The organism is Metabacillus sp. YM-086 (genome assembly GCF_048059995.1).
Classification (GTDB): Bacteria; Bacillota; Bacilli; order Bacillales; family Bacillaceae; genus Metabacillus; species Metabacillus litoralis_B.
Genome location: NZ_JBLUOI010000029.1, coordinates 21,779 through 47,047, shown reverse-complemented (window position 1 = coordinate 47,047; position 25,269 = coordinate 21,779). Strand labels below are relative to the sequence as shown.

The following is a 25,269-nucleotide window of genomic DNA, read 5'->3' as shown; positions in this document are numbered from 1 at the left end:
AAGCCTTCTTTCATCAAGCTTATTGTTGAATTTACGAAGAAATGCAATCTGAAAATGAACCTCCAACGTTTTTTTGTAACAAATTGTACATTATGAAGATGATTCAGTTAACATTTGCATAAAAATGTAATATAGTATTGTTAAACTATATTTAAAGCGTTGATAAGGAGAGTAGAGTTTTATTTCCTTTTAGAGAGAACCCTCATCGGCTGGAAGGGGTTTAAGTGAAGTAATTCTTGAAGTGCACCTTAGAGTCCTTTGCTAAACGTCATGTAGACTAGTAAGCAAAGGCGTACCCTCTACGTTACAGAGTTAAAGTTGAGGTTAGAGTGATCGTATAACTCTTTCCTAAACAGAGTGGAACCGCGCATTCAAGCGTCTCTGTCATGTTGCAGAGGCGCTTTTTTATATTCTCAGAAAATATTTAATAAAGTTTATGATTGGAGGGGAAATTTATGTTGAAAATGATGAAAGAAGACGTAGAGGTTGTTTTTGAGCAAGATCCCGCAGCAAGAAATTATTTTGAAGTTATTTTAACTTATTCAGGATTACATGCCATTTGGAGCCATCGTATTGCTCATGCTTTTTACAAAAAGAAGCTCTTTTTCTTAGCTAGGGCTATTTCGCAGATAAGCAGGTTTTTTACAGGAGTTGAGATTCATCCTGCTGCAAGAATTGGGCGCCGTTTCTTTATTGACCATGGAATGGGCGTTGTTATCGGTGAAACATGTGAAATTGGAGACAATGTGACGGTCTTCCAGGGAGTAACACTTGGCGGAACGGGAAAAGAAAAAGGGAAAAGGCATCCGACCATTAAAGACAATGCGCTAATTGCTACAGGAGCAAAGGTATTAGGCTCTATTACTGTTGGAGCATACTCAAAGATAGGAGCAGGATCTGTTGTCCTAAAAGATGTGCCAGATCACTCTACTGTTGTTGGAATTCCTGGAAGAGTCGTGATCCAAAATGGAAAGAGAGTCGGCCAGGATTTAAACCATTCAGATTTACCAGATCCAGTGTCAGATCGTTTTAAAGAATTAGAAGTGGAGCTAAAACAATTAAGAGATGAAGTACAACACCTAAGGAAAGGAAAGAATGACTATGACAATAAAGTTGTACAATACGCTAACGAGACAAAAAGAAACGTTTGAGCCTCTAGAACCAGGAAAGGTAAAAATGTATGTTTGTGGTCCAACCGTTTATAATTATATTCATATAGGAAATGCTAGACCTGCAATTGTTTATGATACGGTAAGAAGATACCTAGAGTATAGCGGCTATGAAGTGAACTATATCTCAAATTTCACAGATGTGGACGATAAGTTAATTAAAGCTGCTAACGAATTGGGGGAAGATGTTCCTACCATTGCAGATCGGTTTATTGACGCATATTTTGAAGATGTAACAGCACTTGGCTGCAAACGTGCGACCACACATCCTCGTGTAACAGAAAACATTGATATTATTATTGATTTTATCCAAGCTTTAATTGATAAAGGCTTTGCTTATGAAGCGGGCGGCGATGTTTATTATAAGACAAGAGAATTTAAAGAGTATGGAAAGCTTTCACATCAATCGATCGAGGAACTTCGCTTAGGAAATAGAATTGAAGTAGGGGATAAAAAGCAGGATGCTCTAGATTTTGTTCTTTGGAAATCAGCAAAAGAAGGAGAAATTTCCTGGGAAAGTCCGTGGGGACATGGTCGACCTGGCTGGCATATTGAGTGCTCTGCTATGGCAAAAAAATATTTAGGTGACACAATTGACATTCATGCTGGTGGTCAGGACTTAACATTCCCACATCATGAAAATGAAATTGCTCAATCTGAAGCTGTAACAGGTAAGCAGTTTGCTAAGTATTGGTTACACAACGGATATATTAATATTAATAATGAAAAGATGTCAAAGTCTTTAGGGAACTTTGTTTTAGTTCACGATATTATTAAAGAAATCGATCCACAAATTGTTCGTTTCTTTATGCTGTCTGTTCATTATAGGCATCCAATCAACTTCTCTCAGGAGTTGTTAGAGAGTACAAAGAACGCGTTTGAACGTTTAACAACATCATATGGGAATTTAAAGCACCGTAAAAACAGCAGCACAAATTTAACAGATAATAACGAAGAATGGCTAACAAAAATTAAAAACTATCAACAGCAATTTAAACAAGAAATGGATGATGACTTTAATACAGCCAATGCAATTTCTGTTCTATTTGATTTATCAAAACAAGCAAATTACTATTTGCAGGAACAGAATACATCAACTGAAGTGATTCAAGCTTTCTTAGATCAATTTGATCAACTGGGTAAAGTATTAGGGGTAACATTTGAATCAACGGATCTTTTGGATGAAGAAATTGAAGAAATGATTCAACAGCGTATTCAAGCAAGAAAAGATCGCAATTTTGCTTTAGCTGATGAAATCCGTGATAAATTAAAAGACCTAAATATCATCTTGGAGGATACACCACAAGGTACGAGATGGAAGCGTGGTTGATTATGGTTCACATAATTGGGGAATAAAGATAAAAAGGAATATTTTTATTAATATAGGCAGGGCTCCATGTTTAGATTTACTGTAGCTCTGCCTTCAATAGGAAAAGAGGAACACCATGTTTTTAGAATTACCAACAATAAAAGATTCCAAGCTCTTAAATAGCTTGGCTTTGGCATATATTGGCGATGCTGTTTATGAGATTTATGTAAGGCATTATCTTTTAGCTAAAGGCAATATCCGTCCTAATCAGCTTCATAACCAAGCAAAAAGATTTGTATCTGCCAAGGCACAAGCAAGCACAATACACCATTTTTTCTCACTTGAGTTTCTTACTGAAGAAGAGCAAGCAGTGTTAAGAAGAGGAAGAAATGCAAAGTCAGGGACAATTCCTAAAAATACAGATGTACAAACTTATCGATATAGTACAGCTTTTGAAGCGCTAATTGGACACCTTTACTTAGAAAAAGAGCATGAACGTCTTGAGGAGTTAATTCAAAAGTCATTTACATTTATTGATGGAAAGGAGGGGATGTCATGAGTGAAGATTTTATTATTGGACGTAATCCGGTGATCGAGGTATTAAAATCATCGAGAGATATTAATAAAATATGGGTAGCAGAAAACTCTTTAAAAGGACAAGCCCAGCAAATTACGAAGCTTGCTAAAGAAAGAGGTATAACCATCAATTTTGTTCCCAAAAAGAAGATTGATCAGATGGTGGAAGGAAACCATCAAGGTGTAGTTGCCCAGGTGGCTGCCTATGAATATGTTCATGTTGACGATTTACTAAAAGTAGCCGAAGAACGAAATGAACCACCATTTTTATTATTGTTAGATGAAATTGAGGATCCACATAACCTCGGATCCATCATGAGAACGGCTGATGCAGTAGGGGCACATGGTATTGTGATCCCTAAGCGAAGAGCAGTTGGGCTAACAGCGACAGTAGCAAAGTCATCTACTGGTGCAATTGAACATATCCCTGTGGCAAGGGTTACGAATATGGCGAGAACAATCGATGATCTAAAGGAAAAAGGAGTATGGATTGTTGGGACAGATGCAAAAGGAGCAGATGATTACCGTAATCTTGATGGAAAGATGTCACTTGCATTAATTATAGGAAGTGAAGGTAAGGGGATTGGTCGTCTTATAAAAGAAAAATGTGATTTCTTAGTTAAGATGCCAATGGTTGGACATGTAACATCATTAAATGCATCTGTAGCAGCTAGTCTCTTAATGTATGAGGTATATAGAAAGAGATATCCTCTAGGGGAGTAAAGTGAAATGGATATCCTATTGGTTGATGGATATAACATTATCGGTACATGGCCGGAATTACAAAACCTTAAGAAAAATGATTTAGCGGGAGCACGAGATCTGTTAATTGAAAAAATGGCTGAATATCAAGCATATACAGGATACCGGGTCATTATTGTATTTGATGCTCATATGGTAAAGGGAATTGAGAAAAAACAGAAAAATTATCGAGTTGAAGTCATTTTTACTAGAGAAAATGAAACAGCTGATGAAAGAATTGAGAAGCTTGCTATTTCATTAAGTAATATTAAAACCCAAGTTCATGTAGCCACTTCTGACTTTACTGAGCAATGGGCAATCTTTGGACAAGGTGCATTAAGAAAATCAGCTAGAGAGTTATTAAATGAAATGACATCTATTGAAGGCAGGATTAAACATAAGGTGAAGAAGATTGAAGAAAATCGACCTTCTTCAAAGATTGCCATCCCAGAAGATGTTCTTGAGAAATTAGAAAAGTGGCGAAGAGGAGATCTGTAGGTAGTATCTAATACCTTTGGCAATGCACGATATCCAACAGCTGTGCAAGGCTTAGGAAAATAGGTGTGTATGTACAGTCATGTAACAGGGCGTTATGTTATGGCTGGTTGACGCTTACAAAACCAATACTGTATAATATTGTTATCTTGCGTGCGGTCGGGGGGATCGACTTGAATTCACCAATCAACAGGGGCAAAGTCAACAAAGAAGATTTAGAATTAATGGAAGATGAACAAGTAGTTGAACTTGTGCATTTTGGAGAAAGTGAAGCGCTAGATTATTTAATAACAAAATACCGAAATTTTGTCCGGGCAAAAGCAAGATCATATTTTCTAATTGGTGCTGACCGGGAAGATATAATCCAAGAGGGAATGATCGGTTTATACAAAGCCATTCGTGACTTCAAGGAGGACAAGCTCACTTCTTTTAAAGCATTTGCCGAGCTATGTATTACCAGGCAAATCATTACCGCCATAAAAACTGCAACTCGACAAAAGCATATTCCACTGAATTCCTATGTTTCTTTAGACAAGCCAATATATGATGAAGAATCTGATCGTACACTGATGGACGTTATTACTGGTGCAAAAGTGATGGACCCTGAGGAGCTCATTATCAATCAAGAGGAATTTGATGATATTGAGGTAAAGATGGGTGAGTTATTAAGTGACCTTGAACGAAAGGTTTTAGTTTTATATTTGGACGGTAGGTCATACCATGAGATCTCCGAAGAGTTGAATAGACATGTTAAATCGATTGATAACGCTCTCCAACGAGTGAAGAGAAAACTAGAACGCTATTTAGAACTACGAGAGATTAGTTTATAATTATATAGATTAGGATACGAACGTTTGTTGACGAAAAAATTCTACTGTGATACAGTTTTAAAGAATAAAACGTAGCGGTAGGTGATGACATGCGTAAAAAGATTATCCTTGCATGCACATCGTGTGGAAGTAGAAATTATACAACGATGAAAAATAGTACAAGCACAAATGATCGGTTGGATGTTAATAAATTTTGTAAAGTATGTAATTCGCATACAAACCACCGTGAAACGAAATAGTACAGCACTTATATATTTCATATAATGAAGTTTCCTTATTATCCTGGAGGTAGCACAATGCAACGTTTAATTAGTTTTTTCCGAGATGTTACTCGTGAAATGAAAAAAGTCAGCTGGCCTAAAGGTAAAGAGCTTACAAAGTACACAATAACAGTTGTTTCAACTGTTACATTTGTGGCAGTGTTCTTTGCGGTTATTGACTTAGGTATTTCTTCTTTAATTCGTTTGTTTTTTGAATAATAAATGGAAAATCGTGCTATAATAGAAAATATTAAACTTTGTCTGCAAAACCCGTTAAACGGGTTTTTTCATTGTATAAAAAAGAATAATATAAGCAGATGCTATCGTTTGTTGATCAACCTATTGTGGGGAGGGAAGGACAAGTAGTCCTGAAACTATGGAAAAGAATTGGTATGTAGTACACACCTATTCAGGTTATGAGAATAAAGTGAAGGCCAACCTTGAAAAACGTGTAGAATCAATGGGAATGGAAGATAAGATCTTCCGCGTGGTTGTACCTGAAGAGGAAGAAACAGATATTAAGGATGGCAAGAAGAAAGTAGTTAAAAAGAAAGTTTTCCCAGGTTATGTGCTAGTTGAGATCGTCATGACGGATGACTCATGGTATGTTGTGCGAAACACACCTGGAGTAACTGGGTTCGTAGGCTCTGCAGGTCATGGGTCTAAACCAACACCACTATTACCTGATGAAGTGAGTTTTATTTTGAAACGCATGGGTATGGATGAGCGTCGTGTTGAAATTGATTATGAATTAAAAGAAACTGTTAAAGTAACAGAAGGTCCTTTTGCTAATTTCACAGGTTCCATCGAAGAAATCGATCAAGATAAAAATAAACTTAAAGTTCTTGTGAATATGTTCGGCCGTGAAACACCTGTAGAACTTGATTTTTCTCAAGTAACGAAATTATAATGTAAAAAAACTTGAAATCAATTTCGAAAAGTGGTAATATTTCATAGGTCAGTATGTCTCGAGACTTGAGATATTATTTTGATCAGAAATTTCTATTTCTGAAAGTATAAGGGTAGGTAAACTCATTTGTGAGTTGCTCTAATTATGACCATTCGAAACTCGAGTGGCTAGATGAGTGGGAGGGTAATATACCCCATTACCACATCACGGACTTAAGGAGGTGTGTCTCGTGGCTAAAAAAGTAATTAAAATTGTAAAATTGCAAATTCCTGCAGCTAAAGCTAATCCAGCTCCACCAGTTGGTCCTGCATTAGGTCAAGCTGGTGTTAATATCATGGGATTCTGTAAAGAGTTCAACGCTCGTACGGCTGAACAAGCTGGATTAATCATTCCAGTTGAAATCACAGTATTCGAGGATCGTTCATTTACATTTATTACGAAAACTCCTCCTGCTGCTGTACTACTTAAGAAAGCAGCTGGAATTGAGTCTGGTTCTGGTGAACCAAACCGTAATAAAGTAGCGACTGTTAAGCGTGACAAGGTACGTGAAATCGCTGAAACAAAAATGCCTGATTTAAACGCAGCTAGTGTTGAGTCAGCAATGCGTATGGTAGAAGGTACTGCACGTAGCATGGGTATCGTTATCGAAGACTAATTTTAATTAGTCAAGTTGTGTTAAGGGGTTGCGAGTTTGCTTAAAAACAAGTTCGCAACCTTTATTCGTGGGAGGTTATTCCGCTAAAACCACTAAGGAGGAAACAAAAATGGCTAAAAAAGGTAAAAAGTTTTTAGAAGCTGCTAAATTAGTAGATCGTTCAAATTTCTACTCTGTACAAGAAGCAGTAGAACTAGTTAAAAAGACTAGCATCGCAAAATTTGATGCAACTGTAGAAGTTGCTTTCCGTTTAGGTGTTGATCCTAAGAAAGCTGACCAACAAATCCGTGGAGCAGTAGTACTTCCAAATGGTACTGGTAAAACTCAACGTGTATTAGTATTTGCCAAAGGTGAAAAAGCGAAAGAAGCTGAAGCAGCAGGTGCTGATTATGTTGGTGATGCAGACTTTATCAACAAAATCCAACAAGGTTGGTTTGAGTTTGACGTAATCGTTGCAACTCCAGACATGATGGGTGAAGTTGGTAAATTAGGACGTGTATTAGGACCGAAAGGTTTAATGCCAAACCCTAAAACTGGAACAGTTACTTTTGATGTAACAAAAGCTGTTAATGAAATCAAAGCTGGTAAAGTTGAATACCGTCTTGATAAAGCTGGTATCATCCATGTTCCTATCGGAAAAGTATCATTTGAAGATAGCAAACTTGTAGAGAACTTTACAACAGTTTATGAAACTTTATTAAAAGCTAAGCCTTCTGCAGCAAAAGGTACTTATATGAAGAGCGTAAGTGCTACTTCTACTATGGGACCTGGTGTGAAAGTAGATTCTTCTAGCTTCGCTGTAAAATAATAACTATTGACTTCGTATAGAAGTTTATATATAATTATCAATGTTGTTTAAAACGAATATCGCTATACCGTAGACAGTAGGAGCTTTTATAAGCTTAAATATCCTGCCGAGGTGTATTTACGAATAAAGCATGATTTTGCTTATTGTATGTACAAAACCTCCATGTCTTGTGGAGGTTTTTTAATGACCATCACCGAACGGTACTAGTGTTACATGAATCTAACAGGAGGTGTAACAATGAGCGCAATTATCGAACAAAAGAAACAGATCGTAGACGAAATTTCTACTAAGTTCCGTGAAAGTAAATCTACTATCGTTGTTGATTACCGCGGATTAACTGTAAGTGAAGTAACTGAATTACGTAAGCAATTACGTGAAGCAGGGATTGACTTCAAAGTTTACAAAAACACAATGACTCGTCGTGCTGTTGAGCAAGCTGAGCTTACTGGTCTTAACGATGTATTAACAGGACCTAACGCAATTGCATTCAGTAATGATGATGTTGTAGCTCCGGCTAAAATTTTAAATGACTTCGCTAAAAAACACGAAGCTCTTGAAATTAAAGCTGGTGTAATTGAAGGTAATGTTGCTAGTGTTGAAGAAGTTAAAGCTCTTGCTGAACTTCCATCACGCGAAGGCTTACTTTCTATGTTGCTTAGCGTACTTCAAGCTCCTATCCGTAACTTTGCTCTTGCTACTAAAGCAGTTGCAGAACAAAAAGAAGAACAAGGTGCTTAATCAGTACAATCTAGTATGTCTTTACTAATAAAATATTAACAGGAAAAACAAGGAGGAAATTATAATGACTCAAGAACAAATCATTGAAGCAGTTAAAAATATGACTGTTTTAGAATTAAACGACTTAGTTAAAGCAATCGAAGAAGAGTTTGGTGTAACTGCTGCGGCTCCTGTAGCTGTTGCTGCTGCTGGTGGCGAAGCTGCTGCTGAGCAAACTGAATTTGACGTAGTACTTGCAAGTGCTGGCGGACAAAAAATCAAGGTTATCAAAGTTGTACGTGAAGCTACTGGCTTAGGCTTAAAAGAAGCTAAAGAATTAGTAGATAACGCTCCAAAACCACTTAAAGAAGGCGTTTCTAAAGAAGAAGCTGAAGAATTAAAAGCTAAACTTGAAGAAGTTGGAGCTTCTGTAGAAGTTAAGTAATAAATGTACTATATAAAAAGCTCGCCGGTTAAAGGCGAGCTTTTTTGTACTTTAGAATAATTGAAGTAACTAATGCATCTATGTGCATTTTGTAGGAAGTAATTTTTTTATCATTAAATTTTATTTAATACGTATAAAATGCAAGGGTGATGTAAAACCTATTCTTCTGTAAGAGGAGGAACTTTTATGAGTAATCATTATTATTCTGAGAAGCCAACTGTTGAAAGTGACCGTAAAACATGGACATTTCAATTAAAGGATTTTCTTTTTACGTTTCAAAGTGATCGTGGAGTGTTTTCGAAAAATGAAGTAGATTTTGGTTCCCGTCTTTTAATAGAATCGTTCTTACCGCCTGATGTAAGTGGTGATTTTCTAGATGTTGGTTGTGGATATGGGCCGATTGGATTGTCTCTTGCAAAGAGTTTTAACAGACAAGTAGATATGATTGATATTAATGAACGGGCAATAGAGTTAGCAAAAGATAATGCTGCTCTTAACAAAGTCGAGAATGTAAATATCTTTCAAAGTAATCAATTTGAAAACATTAGTGAAGACCGGAAGTATGCTGCTGTTTTAACAAATCCACCAATTCGTGCGGGGAAACAAGTTGTTCACTCTATTTTCGAAAAAAGTTTCGATCATCTAGTGCATGAGGGTGAGTTATGGATTGTTATCCAAAAAAAACAGGGAGCACCATCAGCGATGGATAAATTAAATGAAATGTTTAATGAAGTGGAAGTTGTGGAAAAGAAAAAAGGCTATTATATCATAAAAGCAAAAAAGAGTTGACTCCATTTTTTTGTTGTGTTAGTATTATAAAATGCCAATATATAATTTCCATAACTATCTAATTTTCAAGGGAAAAGATGTATAGAAATTAGTTTTATGGGAATACTATTAAAATCAAAAGTACGTTTTAAAATTGTGGTTTTCTTACTAGAAACCCTTTTTATTTTTTGTTTTTTCCTTGCGTCAGTACTTGCATTTTCCTATGTTTTATTACAGATTTTTTATTGGTAGTATGTTAAGATATTGTTTTTTAAAGAGAATGATCATATGTGAGTTCTCTTATTCGTCTGTCTAAAAAAGGTATACATAATAGTACGACGCAAGATCCTATTACGCTTGATTTGAGGGGTGAATGAGTTGACAGGTCAACTAGTTCAGTATGGACGACACCGCCAACGTAGAAGTTATGCACGCATTAGTGAAGTGTTAGAATTACCAAATCTTATTGAGATTCAAACCTCTTCCTATCAGTGGTTTCTTGATGAGGGCTTAAGAGAAATGTTTCAAGATATTTCTCCAATTGAGGATTTCACTGGTAACCTCTCGCTAGAGTTTATTGATTATAGCTTGGGGGATCCTAAGTACCCTGTTGAGGAATCAAAAGAACGCGATGTTACCTATTCGGCGCCATTACGTGTTAAGGTTCGTTTAATTAACAAGGAAACTGGTGAAGTAAAAGATCAGGATGTCTTTATGGGAGATTTCCCTCTCATGACAGAGACAGGTACATTTGTTGTCAACGGAGCAGAGCGTGTTATCGTTTCTCAGCTAGTCCGTTCACCAAGTGTATATTACAGTGCAAAGGTCGATAAAAATGGTAAAAAAGGCTTTACTGCGACTGTTATTCCAAACCGTGGGGCTTGGTTAGAATACGAAACTGACGCCAAAGATGTTGTTTATGTGCGTATAGATCGTACTCGTAAATTACCGGTAACGGTTCTCTTACGTGCTCTTGGGTTTGGCTCTGATCAAGAAATCATCGATTTATTAGGTGAAAATGAGTACTTACGTAATACTCTTGATAAAGATAATACGGAAAGTACAGAAAAGGCTTTGCTTGAAATTTACGAGCGACTTCGTCCTGGTGAGCCACCAACTGTTGAAAATGCAAAGAGTTTATTAGACTCTAGATTTTTTGATCCAAAACGCTATGATCTAGCGAATGTTGGTCGCTATAAAATTAATAAAAAGCTTCATATTAAAAATCGTCTTTTTAATCAAAGACTAGCAGAAACTTTAGTAGATCCTGAAACAGGAGAAATCATTGCAGAAAAAGGTACAATGATTGATAGAAGAACGTTAGACCGCATTATACCGAATCTTGAAAGTGGTGTTGGATTTAAACAAGAACACCCATCAGGCGGTGTTACTGAGGATGAAGTAACGATTCAATCTATTAAGATTTATGCACCTAATGACCCAGAAGGTGAAAAGGTTATTAATGTATTAGGTAACGCTTATGTAGAAGAAGCTGTTAAAAATATTACAGTTGCAGATATTTTATCTTCTATTAGTTACTTCTTTAACCTTCTACATGGTGTTGGTGATACAGATGATATCGATCACCTTGGAAACCGTAGATTACGTTCAGTAGGGGAATTACTGCAAAACCAGTTTAGAATTGGTTTATCAAGAATGGAACGTGTTGTTCGTGAGAGAATGTCTATTCAAGACACGAATACAATTACTCCGCAACAACTTATTAATATTCGTCCTGTAATTGCTTCTATTAAAGAGTTCTTCGGTAGCTCTCAGTTATCTCAATTTATGGATCAAACAAATCCACTAGGTGAGTTAACACATAAACGTCGTTTATCAGCATTAGGACCGGGTGGTTTAACTCGTGAACGTGCTGGCTTCGAAGTTCGTGACGTTCACTATTCTCACTATGGTCGTATGTGTCCAATTGAGACTCCAGAGGGTCCTAATATCGGGTTGATCAACTCACTTTCCTCATATGCGAAAGTAAATCGTTTCGGCTTCATCGAAACACCATATCGCCGAGTTGATCCTGAAACTGGTAAAGTAACAGCTAGAATTGACTATTTAACTGCTGATGAAGAGGATAACTATGTAGTTGCCCAAGCAAATGCTAGGTTAGCAGAAGATGGGTCATTTATAGATAATGATATTGTTGCACGTTTCCGTGGTGAAAACACAGTTGTTAATAGAGATCGTATTGACTATATGGATGTATCTCCTAAACAGGTTGTATCTGCTGCAACAGCATGTATTCCGTTCTTGGAGAATGATGACTCAAACCGTGCATTAATGGGAGCGAACATGCAACGTCAAGCAGTACCATTAATGAATCCGGAAGCACCTATTGTTGGTACAGGTATGGAATATGTTTCTGGTAAAGATTCAGGAGCTGCTGTTATCTGTAAACACCCAGGTGTTGTTGAGCGTGTTGAAGCGAAGAACGTTTGGGTACGTCGATATGAGGAAGTTGACGGTCAAAAGGTTAAAGGAAATCTTGATAAATATAGTATGTTAAAGTTTATCCGATCGAACCAAGGTACCTGCTATAATCAACGTCCAATCGTAAGTGAAGGCGATGAAGTAGTAAAAGGTGAAATCCTTGCTGACGGTCCATCTATGGAAAAAGGTGAGCTTGCATTAGGTAGAAACGTAATGGTTGCCTTCATGACATGGGATGGTTATAACTATGAGGATGCTATTATCATGAGTGAAAGACTTGTGAAAGATGATGTGTATACATCTATTCATATTGAAGAATATGAGTCTGAATCTCGTGATACTAAATTAGGACCTGAAGAAATTACACGTGATATCCCTAACGTTGGGGAAGATGCATTAAGAAACTTAGATGAGCGTGGAATTATCCGAGTTGGTGCAGAAGTAAAAGACGGAGATCTACTAGTTGGTAAAGTAACGCCTAAGGGTGTAACAGAGTTAACAGCAGAGGAAAGACTTTTACATGCAATCTTTGGTGAAAAAGCACGTGAAGTTCGTGATACATCACTCCGTGTACCACATGGTGGAGAAGGTATTATTCTTGATGTTAAAGTGTTCAACCGTGAAGACGGTGATGAATTACCACCAGGTGTTAACCAATTAGTTCGTGTTTATATCGTTCAAAAACGTAAAATCTCTGAGGGAGATAAAATGGCTGGACGACATGGTAATAAAGGGGTTATCTCTCGTATCCTTCCGGAAGAAGATATGCCTTATTTACCAGACGGTACTCCTGTTGATATCATGTTAAACCCTCTAGGAGTTCCTTCACGTATGAATATCGGTCAGGTATTAGAGCTGCACCTAGGTATGGCTGCTCGAAAACTTGGTATTCATGTTGCATCACCAGTATTTGATGGTGCGCGTGAGGAAGATGTATGGTCAACATTAGAAGAAGCAGGCATGGCTCGTGATGCTAAAACTGTTTTATATGATGGACGTACTGGTGAACCATTCGATAACCGTGTATCAGTTGGGATTATGTATATGATCAAACTTGCTCACATGGTTGATGATAAACTTCATGCCCGTTCAACTGGACCATACTCATTAGTTACTCAACAGCCACTAGGTGGTAAAGCTCAATTCGGTGGTCAAAGATTTGGTGAGATGGAGGTATGGGCACTTGAAGCATATGGTGCTGCTTATACACTTCAAGAGATACTTACTGTTAAATCTGATGACGTCGTTGGTCGTGTGAAAACATATGAAGCCATTGTTAAAGGCGAAAATGTCCCTGAGCCTGGTGTTCCTGAATCATTTAAAGTATTGATTAAAGAACTTCAAAGTTTAGGTATGGATGTAAAAATGCTTTCAAGTGACGAGCAAGAAATCGAGATGAGAGACCTTGATGATGAAGATGATTCACAACAAGCTGAAGGTCTTGCGGTGAATGATCAACCAGAACCAGAGCCTGAAGCTGTTGAATTAGAAAAAGATACAGTAGTGAAAGAATAATAAAAGTTTAAGTTTTACTAAGGAATTCATACGCGGGGAGGTTTAACCTCTCCGTTTAATGAACCTTATTATGTAGTATGAATTTGCTTTTACATAGCAGTTTAACTTTCTACTAAAAAGAACTTTAAACTTGACTCAAATACAGCCATTTAAATTGGGTAGAACCTGAAGACGAAAAGGGAGGTAGGCCCCTTGATAGATGTAAATAATTTTGAATATATGAGCATCGGCTTAGCTTCACCTGACAAGATTCGTTCTTGGTCCTTTGGTGAGGTTAAGAAACCAGAAACAATCAATTACCGTACATTAAAACCAGAAAAAGATGGTCTGTTTTGCGAACGTATCTTTGGACCAACAAAAGACTGGGAATGTCATTGCGGTAAATATAAAAGAGTTCGCTATAAAGGTGTAGTTTGTGATCGTTGTGGAGTTGAAGTAACTCGTGCAAAAGTACGTCGTGAAAGAATGGGACATATTGAATTAGCTGCTCCTGTATCGCATATTTGGTATTTCAAGGGAATTCCAAGTCGTATGGGGCTTGTGCTAGACATGTCACCACGTGCTTTAGAAGAAGTTATTTATTTTGCTTCTTATGTAACAACTGAAACTGGTGATACTCCTCTTGAGAAAAAACAATTACTTTCTGAAAAAGAATACCGAGCTTACCGTGAAAAGTACGGTAATACCTTCCAAGCATCTATGGGTGCAGAAGCTATTAAAAAGCTATTATCAGATATTGATCTAGATAAAGAAGTGGATTCTTTAAAAGAAGAGTTAAAAACAGCTCAAGGACAGCGTCGTACACGTGCAATTAAACGTCTAGAAGTACTTGAAGCATTCCGTAACTCAGGAAATGAACCATCTTGGATGATTCTTGATGTACTTCCTGTTATCCCACCTGAATTACGTCCAATGGTACAGCTTGATGGTGGACGTTTTGCTACTTCTGATTTAAATGATTTATACAGACGTGTTATTAACCGTAACAACCGTCTTAAGCGTTTATTAGATCTTGGAGCACCAAGCATTATCGTTCAAAATGAGAAGCGTATGCTTCAAGAAGCAGTTGATGCTCTTATTGATAATGGACGTCGTGGACGCCCTGTTACAGGACCAGGTAATCGTCCGTTAAAATCACTTTCACATATGTTAAAAGGTAAACAAGGACGTTTCCGTCAGAACTTATTAGGTAAGCGTGTTGACTACTCTGGTCGTTCTGTTATCGTTGTAGGTCCAAACCTTAAGATGTATCAATGTGGTTTACCAAAAGAGATGGCGCTAGAACTGTTTAAACCATTTGTTATGAAAGAGTTAGTTGAAAAAGGATTAGCTCATAACATTAAGAGTGCTAAACGTAAAATTGAGAGAGTGCAGCCAGAAGTATGGGATGTTTTAGAATCAGTTATTAAAGAACATCCAGTTTTACTAAACCGTGCACCAACTCTTCATAGATTAGGAATTCAAGCCTTCGAACCAACTTTAGTAGAAGGTCGTGCAATTCGTCTTCACCCACTAGTATGTACTGCTTATAATGCGGACTTTGACGGTGACCAAATGGCCGTTCACGTACCATTATCAGCTGAGGCACAAGCTGAAGCACGTATTTTAATGCTAGCAGCTCAAAATATCCTTAATCCTAAGGATGGTAAGCCAGTTGTTACTCCTTCTCAGGATATGGTATTAGGTAACTATTACTTAACATTAGAGCGTGCTGGTGCAATTGGTGAAGGTATGATCTTTAAAGATACGAATGAAGCACTACTTGCTTATCAAAACGGATATGTACATTTACATACACGTGTTGCGGTTCAAGCATCTTCATTAAAAAATCAAACATTCACAGAAGAACAAAACAAAATGTTGCTTGTTACTTCTGTTGGTAAGTTAATCTTCAATGAAATCTTACCTGAGTCATTCCCTTACATGAATGAACCAACAAAAGAAAACATTGAAGAGAAAACACCTGATAAATACTTTGTAGCTCCAACTGTTGATGTGAAAGAACATGTTGCAGCTCTAGATGAAATCCCGCCATTTAAGAAGGGGATTCTAGGGAAAATCATTGCAGAAATCTTCAAAAGATTCCATATTACTGAAACATCTAAAATGCTAGATCGCATGAAGAACCTAGGTTTCAGTTACTCTACAAAAGCTGGTATTACGGTTGGTGTATCTGACATCATCGTATTAAAAGAAAAACAAGAAATTATCGGTGAAGCACAAGCTAAGGTAGATAACGTATTAAAACAGTTCAGAAGAGGTTTAATTACTGAAGATGAGCGTTATGAACGTGTTATCTCTATCTGGAGTGCTGCAAAAGATAATATTCAAGGGAAATTAATGGCGTCCCTAGATAAACGTAACCCGATCTTCATGATGAGTGACTCTGGTGCCCGTGGTAACGCATCTAACTTTACTCAGCTTGCTGGTATGCGTGGATTAATGGCCAACCCGGCTGGGCGTATCATTGAATTACCAATCAAATCAAGTTTCCGTGAAGGTTTAACTGTATTAGAGTATTTCATCTCTACACACGGTGCACGTAAAGGTCTTGCGGATACTGCCTTAAAAACAGCTGACTCAGGTTACTTAACTCGTCGTCTTGTTGACGTTGCCCAAGATGTTATCATCCGTGATGATGATTGTGGTACAGATCGAGGCATTCTAGCTGAGGCAATTAGAGAAGGCACGGAGATTATTGAAAAATTAGATGAACGTCTAATTGGTCGATATTGCCGTAAAGTTGTAAAACACCCTGAAACAGATAAGGTAATTGTTGAGGAAAATGAATTAATTACTGAGGATATTGCAGTAGAAATTATGGAAGCTGGAATTGATAAAGTATGGATTCGCTCTGCATTTACTTGTAACACTAGACATGGTGTATGTAAAAAATGTTACGGACGTAACCTTGCTACAGGAAGTGAAGTAGAAGTTGGTGAAGCAGTTGGTATTATTGCTGCTCAATCAATCGGTGAGCCTGGTACACAATTAACAATGCGTACATTCCATACAGGTGGGGTTGCCGGAGACGATATCACACAAGGTTTACCTCGTATCCAAGAGTTGTTTGAAGCAAGGAATCCTAAAGGTCAAGCGATCATTTCTGAAATAAATGGTGTTGTAGCTGAGATCAATGAAGTTCGTGATAAACAGCAAGAAATAGTGATTCAAGGTGATGTAGAATCCCGTTCTTATACAGCTCCATATAATGCAAGACTTAAAGTTACTCAAGGTGATAAAATTGAGAGTGGTCAAGTCTTGACAGAAGGTTCAATAGATCCTAAGGAATTACTAAAAGTAAAAGATCTTCAAGCAGTTCAACAATATTTACTACGTGAAGTTCAAAAAGTTTACCGTATGCAAGGGGTAGAAATTGGAGATAAACACGTAGAGGTTATGGTAAGACAAATGTTACGTAAAGTCCGTGTCATGGATGCTGGTGATACAGATGTACTACCAGGTACACTCCTTGATGTTCATCAGTTCACTGATGCTAACAAACAAGTGTTGTTAGATGGTAAACGCCCTGCAACTGGACGTCCAGTATTGCTTGGTATTACAAAAGCATCTCTTGAAACTGACTCCTTCTTATCTGCCGCATCATTCCAAGAAACAACTAGAGTTCTTACTGATGCAGCAATTAAAGGAAAACGTGATGAATTACTAGGACTTAAAGAAAATGTAATTATTGGTAAACTTGTTCCTGCAGGTACTGGTATGACAAGATATCGTCAAACTGAACCAATTGCTAAAGTTGAGCAAGTTGAAGAAGTAGTATCAGTAGATTAATGATTATAACTCCATCATTGGGGGGGTAATCCCCCAATGATTTTTACTGGAGTTTATCAAATATAATCCTTGTAAGCTGTGAAGAAATGGATGAATAAAGTTTTTTTAGATGATTGTTGACATCCGTCTCGCGCAATGTTACTATATTCAAGGTGTTCCAATCTTAAACCTGTTGCTTTGGAGGATATAAGCTTATGTCTTATGATAAAGTATCACAGGCAAATGAAATCATTGTTGGTACTAAGCAATCAGTCAAAGCTCTTATGAATAATGAAGTTAAAGAGATCATTATAGCAGAAGATGCTGATTATAGAATTATCCAAAAGGTTATTCAAACAGCAGAAACTCAAAAAGTCCCTTTAACAACAGTTTCATCTATGAAAAAGCTTGGAAGAGCTTGTGGAATAGAAGTGGGAGCTGCAGCTGTAGCTATAATCCGGTAAAATAGATGTTTTTGCAGATTCATAAATGCAGAAACTTTGTTTTTGCCTAAATATGAACCACCTGGATGTGTGGTATTAAAAAGTGAAGGGAGGAAAACAATAATGCCTACTATTAATCAATTAGTGCGTAAAGGTCGCGTAAGCAAAGTAGAGAAATCTAAATCACCTGCATTAAACAAAGGTTACAACAGCTTCAAAAAAGAGCAAACTAACGTATCTTCACCTCAAAAACGTGGTGTATGTACTCGTGTAGGTACGATGACGCCGAAGAAACCTAACTCAGCGCTTCGTAAATATGCTCGTGTTCGTTTAACAAACGGAATTGAAGTAACAGCATACATTCCTGGTATTGGCCACAACTTACAAGAGCACAGTGTTGTTCTTATCCGTGGTGGACGTGTAAAAGATTTACCGGGGGTACGTTATCACATCGTTCGTGGTGCGTTAGATACTGCTGGTGTTGATGGACGTATGCAAGGCCGTTCTAAATACGGTACAAAACGTCCAAAAGCTGCTAAAAAATAATGTTATAAGACATTAAAAATAAAAACTTAGATGAAGGGAGGACATAACATGCCACGTAAAGGTCCTGTAGCAAAAAGAGATGTGTTACCAGATCCAATTTACAATTCAAAGCTTGTTACACGTTTAGTAAACAGAATTATGATCGACGGAAAAAGAGGTAAAGCACAATCTGTACTTTACAATGCTTTCGATTTAATTAAAGAACGTTCAGGTAATGATGCAATGGAAGTGTTTGAACAAGCACTTAAAAACATCATGCCAGTTCTTGAAGTTAAAGCACGTCGTGTAGGTGGTGCTAACTACCAAGTACCTGTAGAAGTACGTCCAGATCGTCGTACAACTTTAGGTTTACGTTGGTTAGTAAACTACGCTCGTCTTCGTGGAGAAAAAACGATGGAAGAGCGTTTAGCTAACGAAATTCTAGATGCTGCTAACAACACTGGTGCAGCAGTTAAGAAACGTGAAGATACTCATAAGATGGCTGAAGCAAATAAAGCATTTGCTCACTATCGTTGGTAATCAATACAATCTAATCAAACTAAATTTCCTATAAGGAAGGAGAAATTACCCAATGGCAAGAGAGTTCTCCTTAAAGAATACTCGTAATATCGGAATCATGGCTCATATTGATGCTGGTAAAACAACAACAACTGAGCGTGTTCTTTATTACACTGGACGTATCCACAAAATCGGTGAAACTCATGAAGGTGCATCTCAGATGGACTGGATGGAGCAAGAACAAGAACGTGGAATCACGATTACTTCTGCGGCGACAACTGCGTCGTGGAAAGGTCATCGTGTAAACATCATTGATACTCCAGGACACGTAGACTTCACTGTTGAAGTTGAACGTTCTTTACGTGTACTTGATGGTGCAGTAGCAGTTCTTGATGCTCAATCAGGTGTTGAGCCACAAACTGAAACAGTATGGCGTCAAGCAACAACATATGGCGTACCACGTGTTGTGTTCGTTAATAAAATGGACAAAATTGGTGCTGACTTCTTATACTCTGTTTCAACTCTACATGATCGTCTTCAAGCGAATGCTCATCCAATTCAATTACCAATTGGTGCTGAGGATCAATTTGAAGGTATTATCGACCTTGTAGAAATGAAGGCTACATTCTATGGTAATGATTTAGGAACTGATATCGTTGATAAAGAAATTCCTGAAGAATACCAAGAACAAGCTGAAGAATACCGTGAAAAGTTAGTTGAAGCAGTAGCAGAACTTGATGAAGACTTAATGGAAAGATACCTTGGTGGAGAAGAAATCTCTAACGATGAGCTAAAAGCTGCAATTCGTAAAGGTACTTTAAATGTAGAATTCTACCCAGTAATCTGTGGATCTGCGTTCAAAAACAAAGGTGTTCAAAAAATGTTAGACGCAGTTATTGATTATCTTCCAGCTCCTATTGACGTAGCTGCAATTAAAGGTATCATTCCTGATACTGAAGAAGAAGTAACTCGTGAATCTAGCGATGAAGGCCCATTCGCTGCATTAGCTTTCAAAGTAATGACAGATCCTTACGTTGGGAAACTTACATTCTTCCGTGTTTACTCTGGTACTTTAAGTTCTGGATCTTACATCCAAAACTCTACTAAAGGTAAGCGTGAGCGTGTAGGTCGTATCCTTCAAATGCACGCAAACAGCCGTGAGGAAATCTCTGAGGTTTACTCTGGTGATATCGCTGCAGCTGTAGGTTTAAAAGATACAACAACTGGTGACACTCTATGTGACGAGAAAAACCTTGTTATCTTAGAGTCTATGCAATTCCCTGAGCCAGTTATTCAACTTTCTGTTGAACCAAAATCAAAAGCAGACCAAGATAAAATGACTACTGCTTTACAAAAACTTCAAGAAGAAGATCCAACATTCCGTGCTCATACTGACCCAGAAACAGGTCAAACAATCATCGCGGGTATGGGTGAGCTTCACCTAGATATCCTAGTTGATCGTATGAAACGTGAATTCAAAGTAGAAGCTAATGTTGGTGCGCCACAGGTTGCATACCGCGAAACATTCCGTCAAGGAGCAAAAGTTGAAGGTAAGTTTGCACGTCAATCTGGTGGTCGTGGACAATTCGGACACGTTTGGATCGAGTTCGAACCAAACGAAGAAGGTAAAGGCTTCGAATTTGAAAACAAAATCGTTGGTGGGGTAGTTCCACGTGAATACGTTCCTGCAGTTCAAGCTGGTCTTGAAGATGCAATGCAAAACGGTGTTCTTGCTGGTTTCCCATTAGTTGATGTAAAAGCTGCTTTAGTAGATGGATCTTACCATGACGTTGACTCAAGTGAGATGGCGTTCAAGATCGCAGCATCTTTAGCTCTTAAAAATGCTGTATCAAAATGTAGCCCTGTAATCCTAGAGCCAGTTATGAAGGTAGAAGTTGTAATTCCAGAAGAATACATGGGAGATATCATGGGAGGAGTTACTTCTCGCCGTGGACGTGTAGAAGGTATGGAAGCTCGTGGTAATGCTCAAGTAGTACGTGCTATGGTTCCACTATCTGAAATGTTTGGTTATGCAACTTCATTACGTTCTAACACTCAAGGACGCGGTGTATTCACAATGCACTTTGATCACTACGAAGAAGTTCCAAAATCCATTTCTGAAGAAATTATCAAAAAAAATAAAGGTGAGTAATTGATTTTACCCCCTTTTATGAAGTATAACTACTTATGTGAGAACAGAAGGTGATGTTTCACTTTCTGTTACATATATCCAAAAAAAATTAGAACTCTAAGGAGGATTTTTAGAATGGCTAAAGAAAAATTCGACCGTTCCAAAACGCATGCTAATATCGGTACAATCGGACACGTTGACCATGGTAAAACAACTTTAACAGCTGCAATCACAACTGTACTTGCTAAGCGCAGTGGTAAAGGTGCAGCGATGGCATATGATATGATCGATGCTGCTCCTGAAGAGCGTGAGCGTGGAATCACTATCTCAACTGCACACGTTGAGTATGAAACTGAAACTCGTCACTATGCACACGTTGACTGCCCAGGACATGCTGACTATGTTAAAAACATGATCACTGGTGCTGCTCAAATGGACGGTGGTATCCTAGTAGTATCTGCTGCTGACGGCCCAATGCCACAAACTCGTGAGCACATCCTATTATCTCGTCAAGTAGGTGTACCTTACCTTGTTGTATTCTTAAACAAATGTGACATGGTTGATGACGAAGAGTTATTAGAACTAGTTGAAATGGAAGTTCGTGACTTACTTTCTGAGTATGATTTCCCAGGTGACGATGTGCCTGTAATCAAAGGTTCTGCTCTTAAAGCACTTGAAGGTGAAGCTGAGTGGGAAGAAAAAATCGTTGAACTTATGAACGCTGTTGATGAGTACATCCCAACTCCAGAACGTGACACTGACAAACCATTCATGATGCCAGTTGAGGACGTATTCTCAATCACTGGTCGTGGAACAGTTGCTACAGGTCGTGTTGAGCGTGGACAAGTTAAAGTTGGTGACGTAATCGACATCATCGGTTTAACTGAAGAGCCAAAATCAACTACTGTAACAGGTGTTGAAATGTTCCGTAAGCTTCTTGATTATGCTGAAGCTGGTGACAACATCGGTGCACTTCTTCGTGGGGTTGCTCGTGATGATGTTCAACGTGGACAAGTACTTGCTAAACCAGGTACAATCACTCCACACACTAACTTCAAAGCAGAAGTTTATGTATTATCAAAAGAAGAAGGTGGACGTCACACTCCATTCTTCACTAACTACCGTCCTCAGTTCTACTTCCGTACAACTGATGTAACTGGTATCTGCCAACTTCCTGAAGGCGTAGAAATGGTTATGCCTGGGGATAACGTTGAAATGACAGTTGAACTTATTGCTCCAATCGCGATTGAAGAAGGAACTAAATTCTCAATCCGTGAAGGTGGACGTACAGTAGGCGCTGGCGTTGTAGCTTCTATCCAATCTTAATTTGTAATATATAAAAGGCGAGCATATAATGCTCGTCTTTTTTTGTACATACATATTAACAATGATGTGAATGAAGTTTTATAAAATTGATGAAATTCAAAGAGATGGATATGGGGGAGTGGCCTTCAGAAAGGAATGAGGAACAAAGATGATAGGAATGAACGGAGAAATGGTCTTCATAAAAGGGATGACGAACAATAGTGATAGAAATGAAGAGTGAGATTGTCTTCATAAAGGGAATGAAGAATAAAGGCATTATTAATAAAGTAAGAAATGATCTTCATAAGAGTGATGATGACCAAACATGCTGGTAATGAAGAATGAGATGATATCATAAACGATATGAAGTATAAAAGTAATCAACTTCGAAAAGATGTTCACTCTCTCTGTCAAAATAAGCCCAAACTAACAAACTGTTCTAACTCTATACAAACTAGGATAAGATACTCCTCGTGGCAATCCTTTCAACTATCCCCTCTACCACAACTATCCCCAAAACATAAACCCCGTCTTATACCTTTGCAGAAAAAAGCCCACGAGCACCAACTAACATTCCCATATATCCAATAATCTTTAATACTTTGATATATGAATATGACCTATTTCTACTATATAAGTAAGATTACTCTTAAGAGGCTTCTGAGTACAGTGACATATATTAGACTGATTAATGACTATCTAAATAGGATCTGTCCTTTTAAAAAAACATTTCACTTACATTTCTAATACATGAATAATAAACCAACAATGATATCCTTGATATCTTTATACAATCTATGTATAATATGAAAAGTGCTCAAGTAACTAGGTATTTTAAATAGTTCTTGCATCTAACATAAGTTTTATGTATAATAGACAATGTTGGTCTTTGACTGCGATGAAGCAGGAGGTTGCCGATACACACGGCCGCTTTGCCATGGCGTGTGTAGGGAAAATTCTTGCGGAGAAAATGTCTATTTTAAAAGTAGGCGAAAAGGAGGGAAAATAATGGCAAAACAAAAGATTCGTATCCGTTTAAAAGCTTATGATCACAGAATTCTTGATCAATCTGCAGAGAAAATTGTAGAAACTGCAAAACGTTCAGGTGCAAATGTTTCTGGTCCAATTCCGTTACCAACAGAAAGATCAGTATACACAATCCTACGTGCGGTTCATAAATACAAAGATTCTCGTGAGCAATTCGAAATGCGTACGCATAAGCGTTTAATTGATATCATCAGCCCAACACCACAAACTGTTGATGCATTAATGCGTCTTGACTTACCATCTGGTGTTGACATTGAAATCAAATTATAATTTTTTAAAATAAATGATTGATAATTTATAGGAGGTGTGACTCATGACCAAAGGAATCTTAGGAAGAAAAGTCGGTATGACGCAAGTATTTGCTGAAAACGGTGATTTAATTCCGGTAACTGTTATCGAAGCTTCTCCAAACGTAGTTCTTCAAAAGAAATCTGTTGATACTGATGGATACAACGCAGTTCAATTAGGATTTGAAGATAAACGTGAAAAGCTTTCTAACAAACCAGAAAAAGGACACGTTGCAAAAGCTAATACTGCACCTAAGCGCTTCGTTAAAGAACTTCGTGAAGCTAGCTTAGAGCAAATCGAAGTAGGTCAAGAAGTCAAAGTTGATATTTTCACAGCAGGTGAAATCGTAGATGTAACAGGAATTTCTAAAGGGAAAGGTTTCCAAGGCTCTATTAAACGCCACGGACAATCTCGTGGACCAATGTCTCACGGTTCTCGTTACCATCGTCGTCCAGGTTCAATGGGACCTGTAGCACCTAACCGTGTATTCAAAAACAAACTATTACCTGGTCGTATGGGTGGAGAACGTATTACGGTTCAAAACTTAGAGATCGTTAGAGTAGATGCAGAACGTAATCTATTATTAATCAAAGGTAATGTACCAGGACCTAAAAAAGCACTTATCACTGTGAAAAGCGCAGTTAAATCTAAATAATTTCTTTAAGAAAGGAGGAATTGGGTAATGCCTAAAGTAGCATTATTAAACCAAACTGGATCAAACGTTGGAGAAATCGAACTTAATGATTCTGTATTTGGTATCGAACCTAATCAGCATGTATTATTTGAAGCGGTTATCATGCAAAGAGCTTCCTTACGTCAAGGAACTCACAAAGTAAAAAATCGTTCTGAAGTAGCAGGCGGAGGACGCAAACCTTGGCGTCAAAAGGGTACTGGACGTGCTCGTCAAGGATCTATTCGCTCTCCACAATGGCGCGGTGGTGGTATTGTATTTGGACCAACTCCACGTTCATATGCTTATAAATTACCTAAAAAAGTTCGCCGTTTAGCAATCAAATCAGCTTTATCATCAAAAGTAGTTGACAACGATATCGTTGTTTTAGAGGATTTAGCACTTAACGCTCCAAAAACAAAAGAAATGGCTTCTGTTCTTAAAGGTCTTTCTGTTGAAAGAAAAGCGTTAATTGTAACAGCTGACAACAACGAAAATGTTGCATTATCAGCTCGTAACATCCCTGGAGTAACAGTTGTTACTGCGAGTGGTGTAAATGTACTTGATGTACTTAACCACGATAAGCTTATTATGACGAAAGCTGCGGTGCAAAAAGTAGAGGAGGTACTTGCATAATGAAAGATCCTCGTGATATTATTAAGCGCCCCGTAATCACTGAACGTTCAACAGATCTTATGACTGAGAAAAAATATACGTTTGAAGTAGATGTTAAGGCTAATAAAACTGAAGTTAAAGATGCGATCGAATCAATCTTTGGCGTAAAAGTTGAAAAAGTAAACATCATGAACTACAAAGGTAAATTAAAGCGTGTTGGTCGTTACAGCGGTTTAACTAACCGTCGTCGTAAAGCGATCATCAAGCTTACTGCAGATAGCAAAGAAATCGAATTATTCGAAGTATAATTTTAAT

25 protein-coding genes and 2 other annotated features are annotated in these 25,269 nt (G+C 37.7%); all 25 genes read left to right on the top strand.

Annotated features, from left to right (window positions below; translation table 11 throughout):
• The first annotated feature begins 150 nt into the window (after window positions 1-150).
• Window positions 151-386, top strand: a binding site (T-box leader).
• A 69-nt stretch (window positions 387-455) separates the two neighbouring features.
• The 25 genes from cysE to rplW all read left to right on the top strand — a co-directional run bounded on the left by cysE (window position 456) and on the right by rplW (window position 25,262).
• Window positions 456-1,151 carry a serine O-acetyltransferase gene (gene cysE, locus ACEWK1_RS13970; RefSeq protein WP_121664167.1) on the top strand — a complete coding sequence of 232 codons (696 nt, stop codon included), beginning with the start codon at window positions 456-458 and terminating at the stop codon, window positions 1,149-1,151.
• Window positions 1,102-2,499 (top strand): cysteine--tRNA ligase, encoded by a 1,398-nt coding sequence (gene cysS / locus ACEWK1_RS13965; RefSeq protein ID WP_212138672.1) that lies wholly within the window; start codon window positions 1,102-1,104, stop codon window positions 2,497-2,499. The genes cysE and cysS overlap by 50 nt, the downstream gene beginning before the upstream one ends.
• A gap of 115 nt (window positions 2,500-2,614) precedes the next feature.
• Window positions 2,615-3,037 (top strand): Mini-ribonuclease 3, encoded by a 423-nt coding sequence (locus ACEWK1_RS13960; protein ID WP_121664169.1) that lies wholly within the window; start codon window positions 2,615-2,617, stop codon window positions 3,035-3,037.
• Window positions 3,034-3,777: a 23S rRNA (guanosine(2251)-2'-O)-methyltransferase RlmB gene (gene rlmB / locus ACEWK1_RS13955; protein WP_121664170.1), complete on the top strand. Its 744-nt coding sequence runs from the start codon at window positions 3,034-3,036 to the stop codon at window positions 3,775-3,777. Before ACEWK1_RS13960 ends, rlmB begins: the two co-directional genes overlap by 4 nt.
• A gap of 6 nt (window positions 3,778-3,783) precedes the next feature.
• Window positions 3,784-4,293 (top strand): NYN domain-containing protein, encoded by a 510-nt coding sequence (locus ACEWK1_RS13950; RefSeq protein ID WP_121664171.1) that lies wholly within the window; start codon window positions 3,784-3,786, stop codon window positions 4,291-4,293.
• A 170-nt stretch (window positions 4,294-4,463) separates the two neighbouring features.
• Complete coding sequence (gene sigH / locus ACEWK1_RS13945) at window positions 4,464-5,120, top strand: RNA polymerase sporulation sigma factor SigH (protein WP_121664172.1); 657 nt, start codon at window positions 4,464-4,466, stop codon at window positions 5,118-5,120.
• An 89-nt stretch (window positions 5,121-5,209) separates the two neighbouring features.
• Complete coding sequence (rpmG, locus tag ACEWK1_RS13940) at window positions 5,210-5,359, top strand: 50S ribosomal protein L33 (protein WP_098798338.1); 150 nt, start codon at window positions 5,210-5,212, stop codon at window positions 5,357-5,359.
• 57 nt (window positions 5,360-5,416) lie between these two features.
• Window positions 5,417-5,599, top strand: coding sequence for a preprotein translocase subunit SecE (gene secE / locus ACEWK1_RS13935; RefSeq protein ID WP_026561205.1), 183 nt, complete (start codon window positions 5,417-5,419; stop codon window positions 5,597-5,599).
• 157 nt (window positions 5,600-5,756) lie between these two features.
• Window positions 5,757-6,290 carry a transcription termination/antitermination protein NusG gene (gene nusG / locus ACEWK1_RS13930; RefSeq protein ID WP_121664174.1) on the top strand — a complete coding sequence of 178 codons (534 nt, stop codon included), beginning with the start codon at window positions 5,757-5,759 and terminating at the stop codon, window positions 6,288-6,290.
• A gap of 229 nt (window positions 6,291-6,519) precedes the next feature.
• Window positions 6,520-6,945: a 50S ribosomal protein L11 gene (gene rplK, locus ACEWK1_RS13925; protein WP_141549707.1), complete on the top strand. Its 426-nt coding sequence runs from the start codon at window positions 6,520-6,522 to the stop codon at window positions 6,943-6,945.
• A gap of 109 nt (window positions 6,946-7,054) precedes the next feature.
• Window positions 7,055-7,753, top strand: coding sequence for a 50S ribosomal protein L1 (gene rplA, locus ACEWK1_RS13920; protein ID WP_212138671.1), 699 nt, complete (start codon window positions 7,055-7,057; stop codon window positions 7,751-7,753).
• Window positions 7,754-7,802: 49 nt separating this feature from the next.
• Window positions 7,803-7,945, top strand: a sequence feature (ribosomal protein L10 leader region).
• Between the two features lie 45 nt (window positions 7,946-7,990).
• On the top strand, window positions 7,991-8,491 hold the full coding sequence (gene rplJ, locus ACEWK1_RS13915; protein ID WP_212138670.1) for a 50S ribosomal protein L10: 501 nt from the start codon (window positions 7,991-7,993) through the stop codon (window positions 8,489-8,491).
• 64 nt (window positions 8,492-8,555) lie between these two features.
• Window positions 8,556-8,915, top strand: coding sequence for a 50S ribosomal protein L7/L12 (gene rplL, locus ACEWK1_RS13910; RefSeq protein ID WP_121664177.1), 360 nt, complete (start codon window positions 8,556-8,558; stop codon window positions 8,913-8,915).
• A gap of 186 nt (window positions 8,916-9,101) precedes the next feature.
• Window positions 9,102-9,704: a class I SAM-dependent methyltransferase gene (locus tag ACEWK1_RS13905; RefSeq protein ID WP_212138669.1), complete on the top strand. Its 603-nt coding sequence runs from the start codon at window positions 9,102-9,104 to the stop codon at window positions 9,702-9,704.
• Window positions 9,705-10,061: 357 nt separating this feature from the next.
• Window positions 10,062-13,640: a DNA-directed RNA polymerase subunit beta gene (gene rpoB / locus ACEWK1_RS13900; RefSeq protein WP_212138668.1), complete on the top strand. Its 3,579-nt coding sequence runs from the start codon at window positions 10,062-10,064 to the stop codon at window positions 13,638-13,640.
• Window positions 13,641-13,832: 192 nt separating this feature from the next.
• A complete protein-coding gene (gene rpoC / locus ACEWK1_RS13895; protein ID WP_121664180.1) occupies window positions 13,833-17,432 on the top strand; it encodes a DNA-directed RNA polymerase subunit beta' in 3,600 nt (1,199 codons plus the stop codon).
• A 194-nt stretch (window positions 17,433-17,626) separates the two neighbouring features.
• On the top strand, window positions 17,627-17,875 hold the full coding sequence (locus tag ACEWK1_RS13890; RefSeq protein ID WP_121664181.1) for a 50S ribosomal protein L7ae-like protein: 249 nt from the start codon (window positions 17,627-17,629) through the stop codon (window positions 17,873-17,875).
• A gap of 102 nt (window positions 17,876-17,977) precedes the next feature.
• On the top strand, window positions 17,978-18,400 hold the full coding sequence (gene rpsL, locus ACEWK1_RS13885; RefSeq protein ID WP_066330432.1) for a 30S ribosomal protein S12: 423 nt from the start codon (window positions 17,978-17,980) through the stop codon (window positions 18,398-18,400).
• Window positions 18,401-18,448: 48 nt separating this feature from the next.
• Window positions 18,449-18,919: a 30S ribosomal protein S7 gene (rpsG, locus tag ACEWK1_RS13880; RefSeq protein ID WP_098798328.1), complete on the top strand. Its 471-nt coding sequence runs from the start codon at window positions 18,449-18,451 to the stop codon at window positions 18,917-18,919.
• Window positions 18,920-18,971: 52 nt separating this feature from the next.
• Window positions 18,972-21,050, top strand: a complete 2,079-nt coding sequence (fusA, locus tag ACEWK1_RS13875; protein ID WP_098798327.1) for an elongation factor G — start codon at window positions 18,972-18,974, stop codon at window positions 21,048-21,050.
• Window positions 21,051-21,164: 114 nt separating this feature from the next.
• Window positions 21,165-22,355 (top strand): elongation factor Tu, encoded by a 1,191-nt coding sequence (tuf, locus tag ACEWK1_RS13870; RefSeq protein ID WP_121664182.1) that lies wholly within the window; start codon window positions 21,165-21,167, stop codon window positions 22,353-22,355.
• A gap of 987 nt (window positions 22,356-23,342) precedes the next feature.
• Window positions 23,343-23,651, top strand: a complete 309-nt coding sequence (gene rpsJ / locus ACEWK1_RS13865) for a 30S ribosomal protein S10 (RefSeq protein ID WP_026561219.1) — start codon at window positions 23,343-23,345, stop codon at window positions 23,649-23,651.
• Between the two features lie 43 nt (window positions 23,652-23,694).
• On the top strand, window positions 23,695-24,324 hold the full coding sequence (rplC, locus tag ACEWK1_RS13860) for a 50S ribosomal protein L3 (RefSeq protein ID WP_121664183.1): 630 nt from the start codon (window positions 23,695-23,697) through the stop codon (window positions 24,322-24,324).
• A gap of 27 nt (window positions 24,325-24,351) precedes the next feature.
• Complete coding sequence (gene rplD, locus ACEWK1_RS13855) at window positions 24,352-24,975, top strand: 50S ribosomal protein L4 (protein ID WP_121664184.1); 624 nt, start codon at window positions 24,352-24,354, stop codon at window positions 24,973-24,975.
• Entirely contained in the window at window positions 24,975-25,262 is a 288-nt protein-coding gene (gene rplW / locus ACEWK1_RS13850) for a 50S ribosomal protein L23 (protein ID WP_098798323.1), read from the top strand. The genes rplD and rplW overlap by 1 nt, the downstream gene beginning before the upstream one ends.
• The last annotated feature ends 7 nt before the right edge of the window (window positions 25,263-25,269 follow it).

Bases quoted from the DNA above. Each gene is read 5' to 3' on its own strand.
- rpmG (WP_098798338.1), top strand. From the start codon at position 5,210: ATGCGTAAAAAGATTATCCTTGCATGCACATCGTGTGGAAGTAGAAAT.
- fusA (WP_098798327.1), top strand. From the start codon at position 18,972: ATGGCAAGAGAGTTCTCCTTAAAGAATACTCGTAATATCGGAATCATG.
- rplD (WP_121664184.1), top strand. From the start codon at position 24,352: ATGCCTAAAGTAGCATTATTAAACCAAACTGGATCAAACGTTGGAGAA.
- rpsL (WP_066330432.1), top strand. From the start codon at position 17,978: ATGCCTACTATTAATCAATTAGTGCGTAAAGGTCGCGTAAGCAAAGTA.
- rplJ (WP_212138670.1), top strand. From the start codon at position 7,991: ATGAGCGCAATTATCGAACAAAAGAAACAGATCGTAGACGAAATTTCT.
- ACEWK1_RS13905 (WP_212138669.1), top strand. From the start codon at position 9,102: ATGAGTAATCATTATTATTCTGAGAAGCCAACTGTTGAAAGTGACCGT.
- ACEWK1_RS13950 (WP_121664171.1), top strand. From the start codon at position 3,784: ATGGATATCCTATTGGTTGATGGATATAACATTATCGGTACATGGCCG.
- rpsG (WP_098798328.1), top strand. From the start codon at position 18,449: ATGCCACGTAAAGGTCCTGTAGCAAAAAGAGATGTGTTACCAGATCCA.
- rlmB (WP_121664170.1), top strand. From the start codon at position 3,034: ATGAGTGAAGATTTTATTATTGGACGTAATCCGGTGATCGAGGTATTA.
- rplC (WP_121664183.1), top strand. From the start codon at position 23,695: ATGACCAAAGGAATCTTAGGAAGAAAAGTCGGTATGACGCAAGTATTT.
- ACEWK1_RS13960 (WP_121664169.1), top strand. From the start codon at position 2,615: ATGTTTTTAGAATTACCAACAATAAAAGATTCCAAGCTCTTAAATAGC.
- cysE (WP_121664167.1), top strand. From the start codon at position 456: ATGTTGAAAATGATGAAAGAAGACGTAGAGGTTGTTTTTGAGCAAGAT.
- rplA (WP_212138671.1), top strand. From the start codon at position 7,055: ATGGCTAAAAAAGGTAAAAAGTTTTTAGAAGCTGCTAAATTAGTAGAT.
- ACEWK1_RS13890 (WP_121664181.1), top strand. From the start codon at position 17,627: ATGTCTTATGATAAAGTATCACAGGCAAATGAAATCATTGTTGGTACT.
- rpsJ (WP_026561219.1), top strand. From the start codon at position 23,343: ATGGCAAAACAAAAGATTCGTATCCGTTTAAAAGCTTATGATCACAGA.
- cysS (WP_212138672.1), top strand. From the start codon at position 1,102: ATGACAATAAAGTTGTACAATACGCTAACGAGACAAAAAGAAACGTTT.
- rplW (WP_098798323.1), top strand. From the start codon at position 24,975: ATGAAAGATCCTCGTGATATTATTAAGCGCCCCGTAATCACTGAACGT.
- nusG (WP_121664174.1), top strand. From the start codon at position 5,757: ATGGAAAAGAATTGGTATGTAGTACACACCTATTCAGGTTATGAGAAT.
- secE (WP_026561205.1), top strand. From the start codon at position 5,417: ATGCAACGTTTAATTAGTTTTTTCCGAGATGTTACTCGTGAAATGAAA.
- tuf (WP_121664182.1), top strand. From the start codon at position 21,165: ATGGCTAAAGAAAAATTCGACCGTTCCAAAACGCATGCTAATATCGGT.
- rplL (WP_121664177.1), top strand. From the start codon at position 8,556: ATGACTCAAGAACAAATCATTGAAGCAGTTAAAAATATGACTGTTTTA.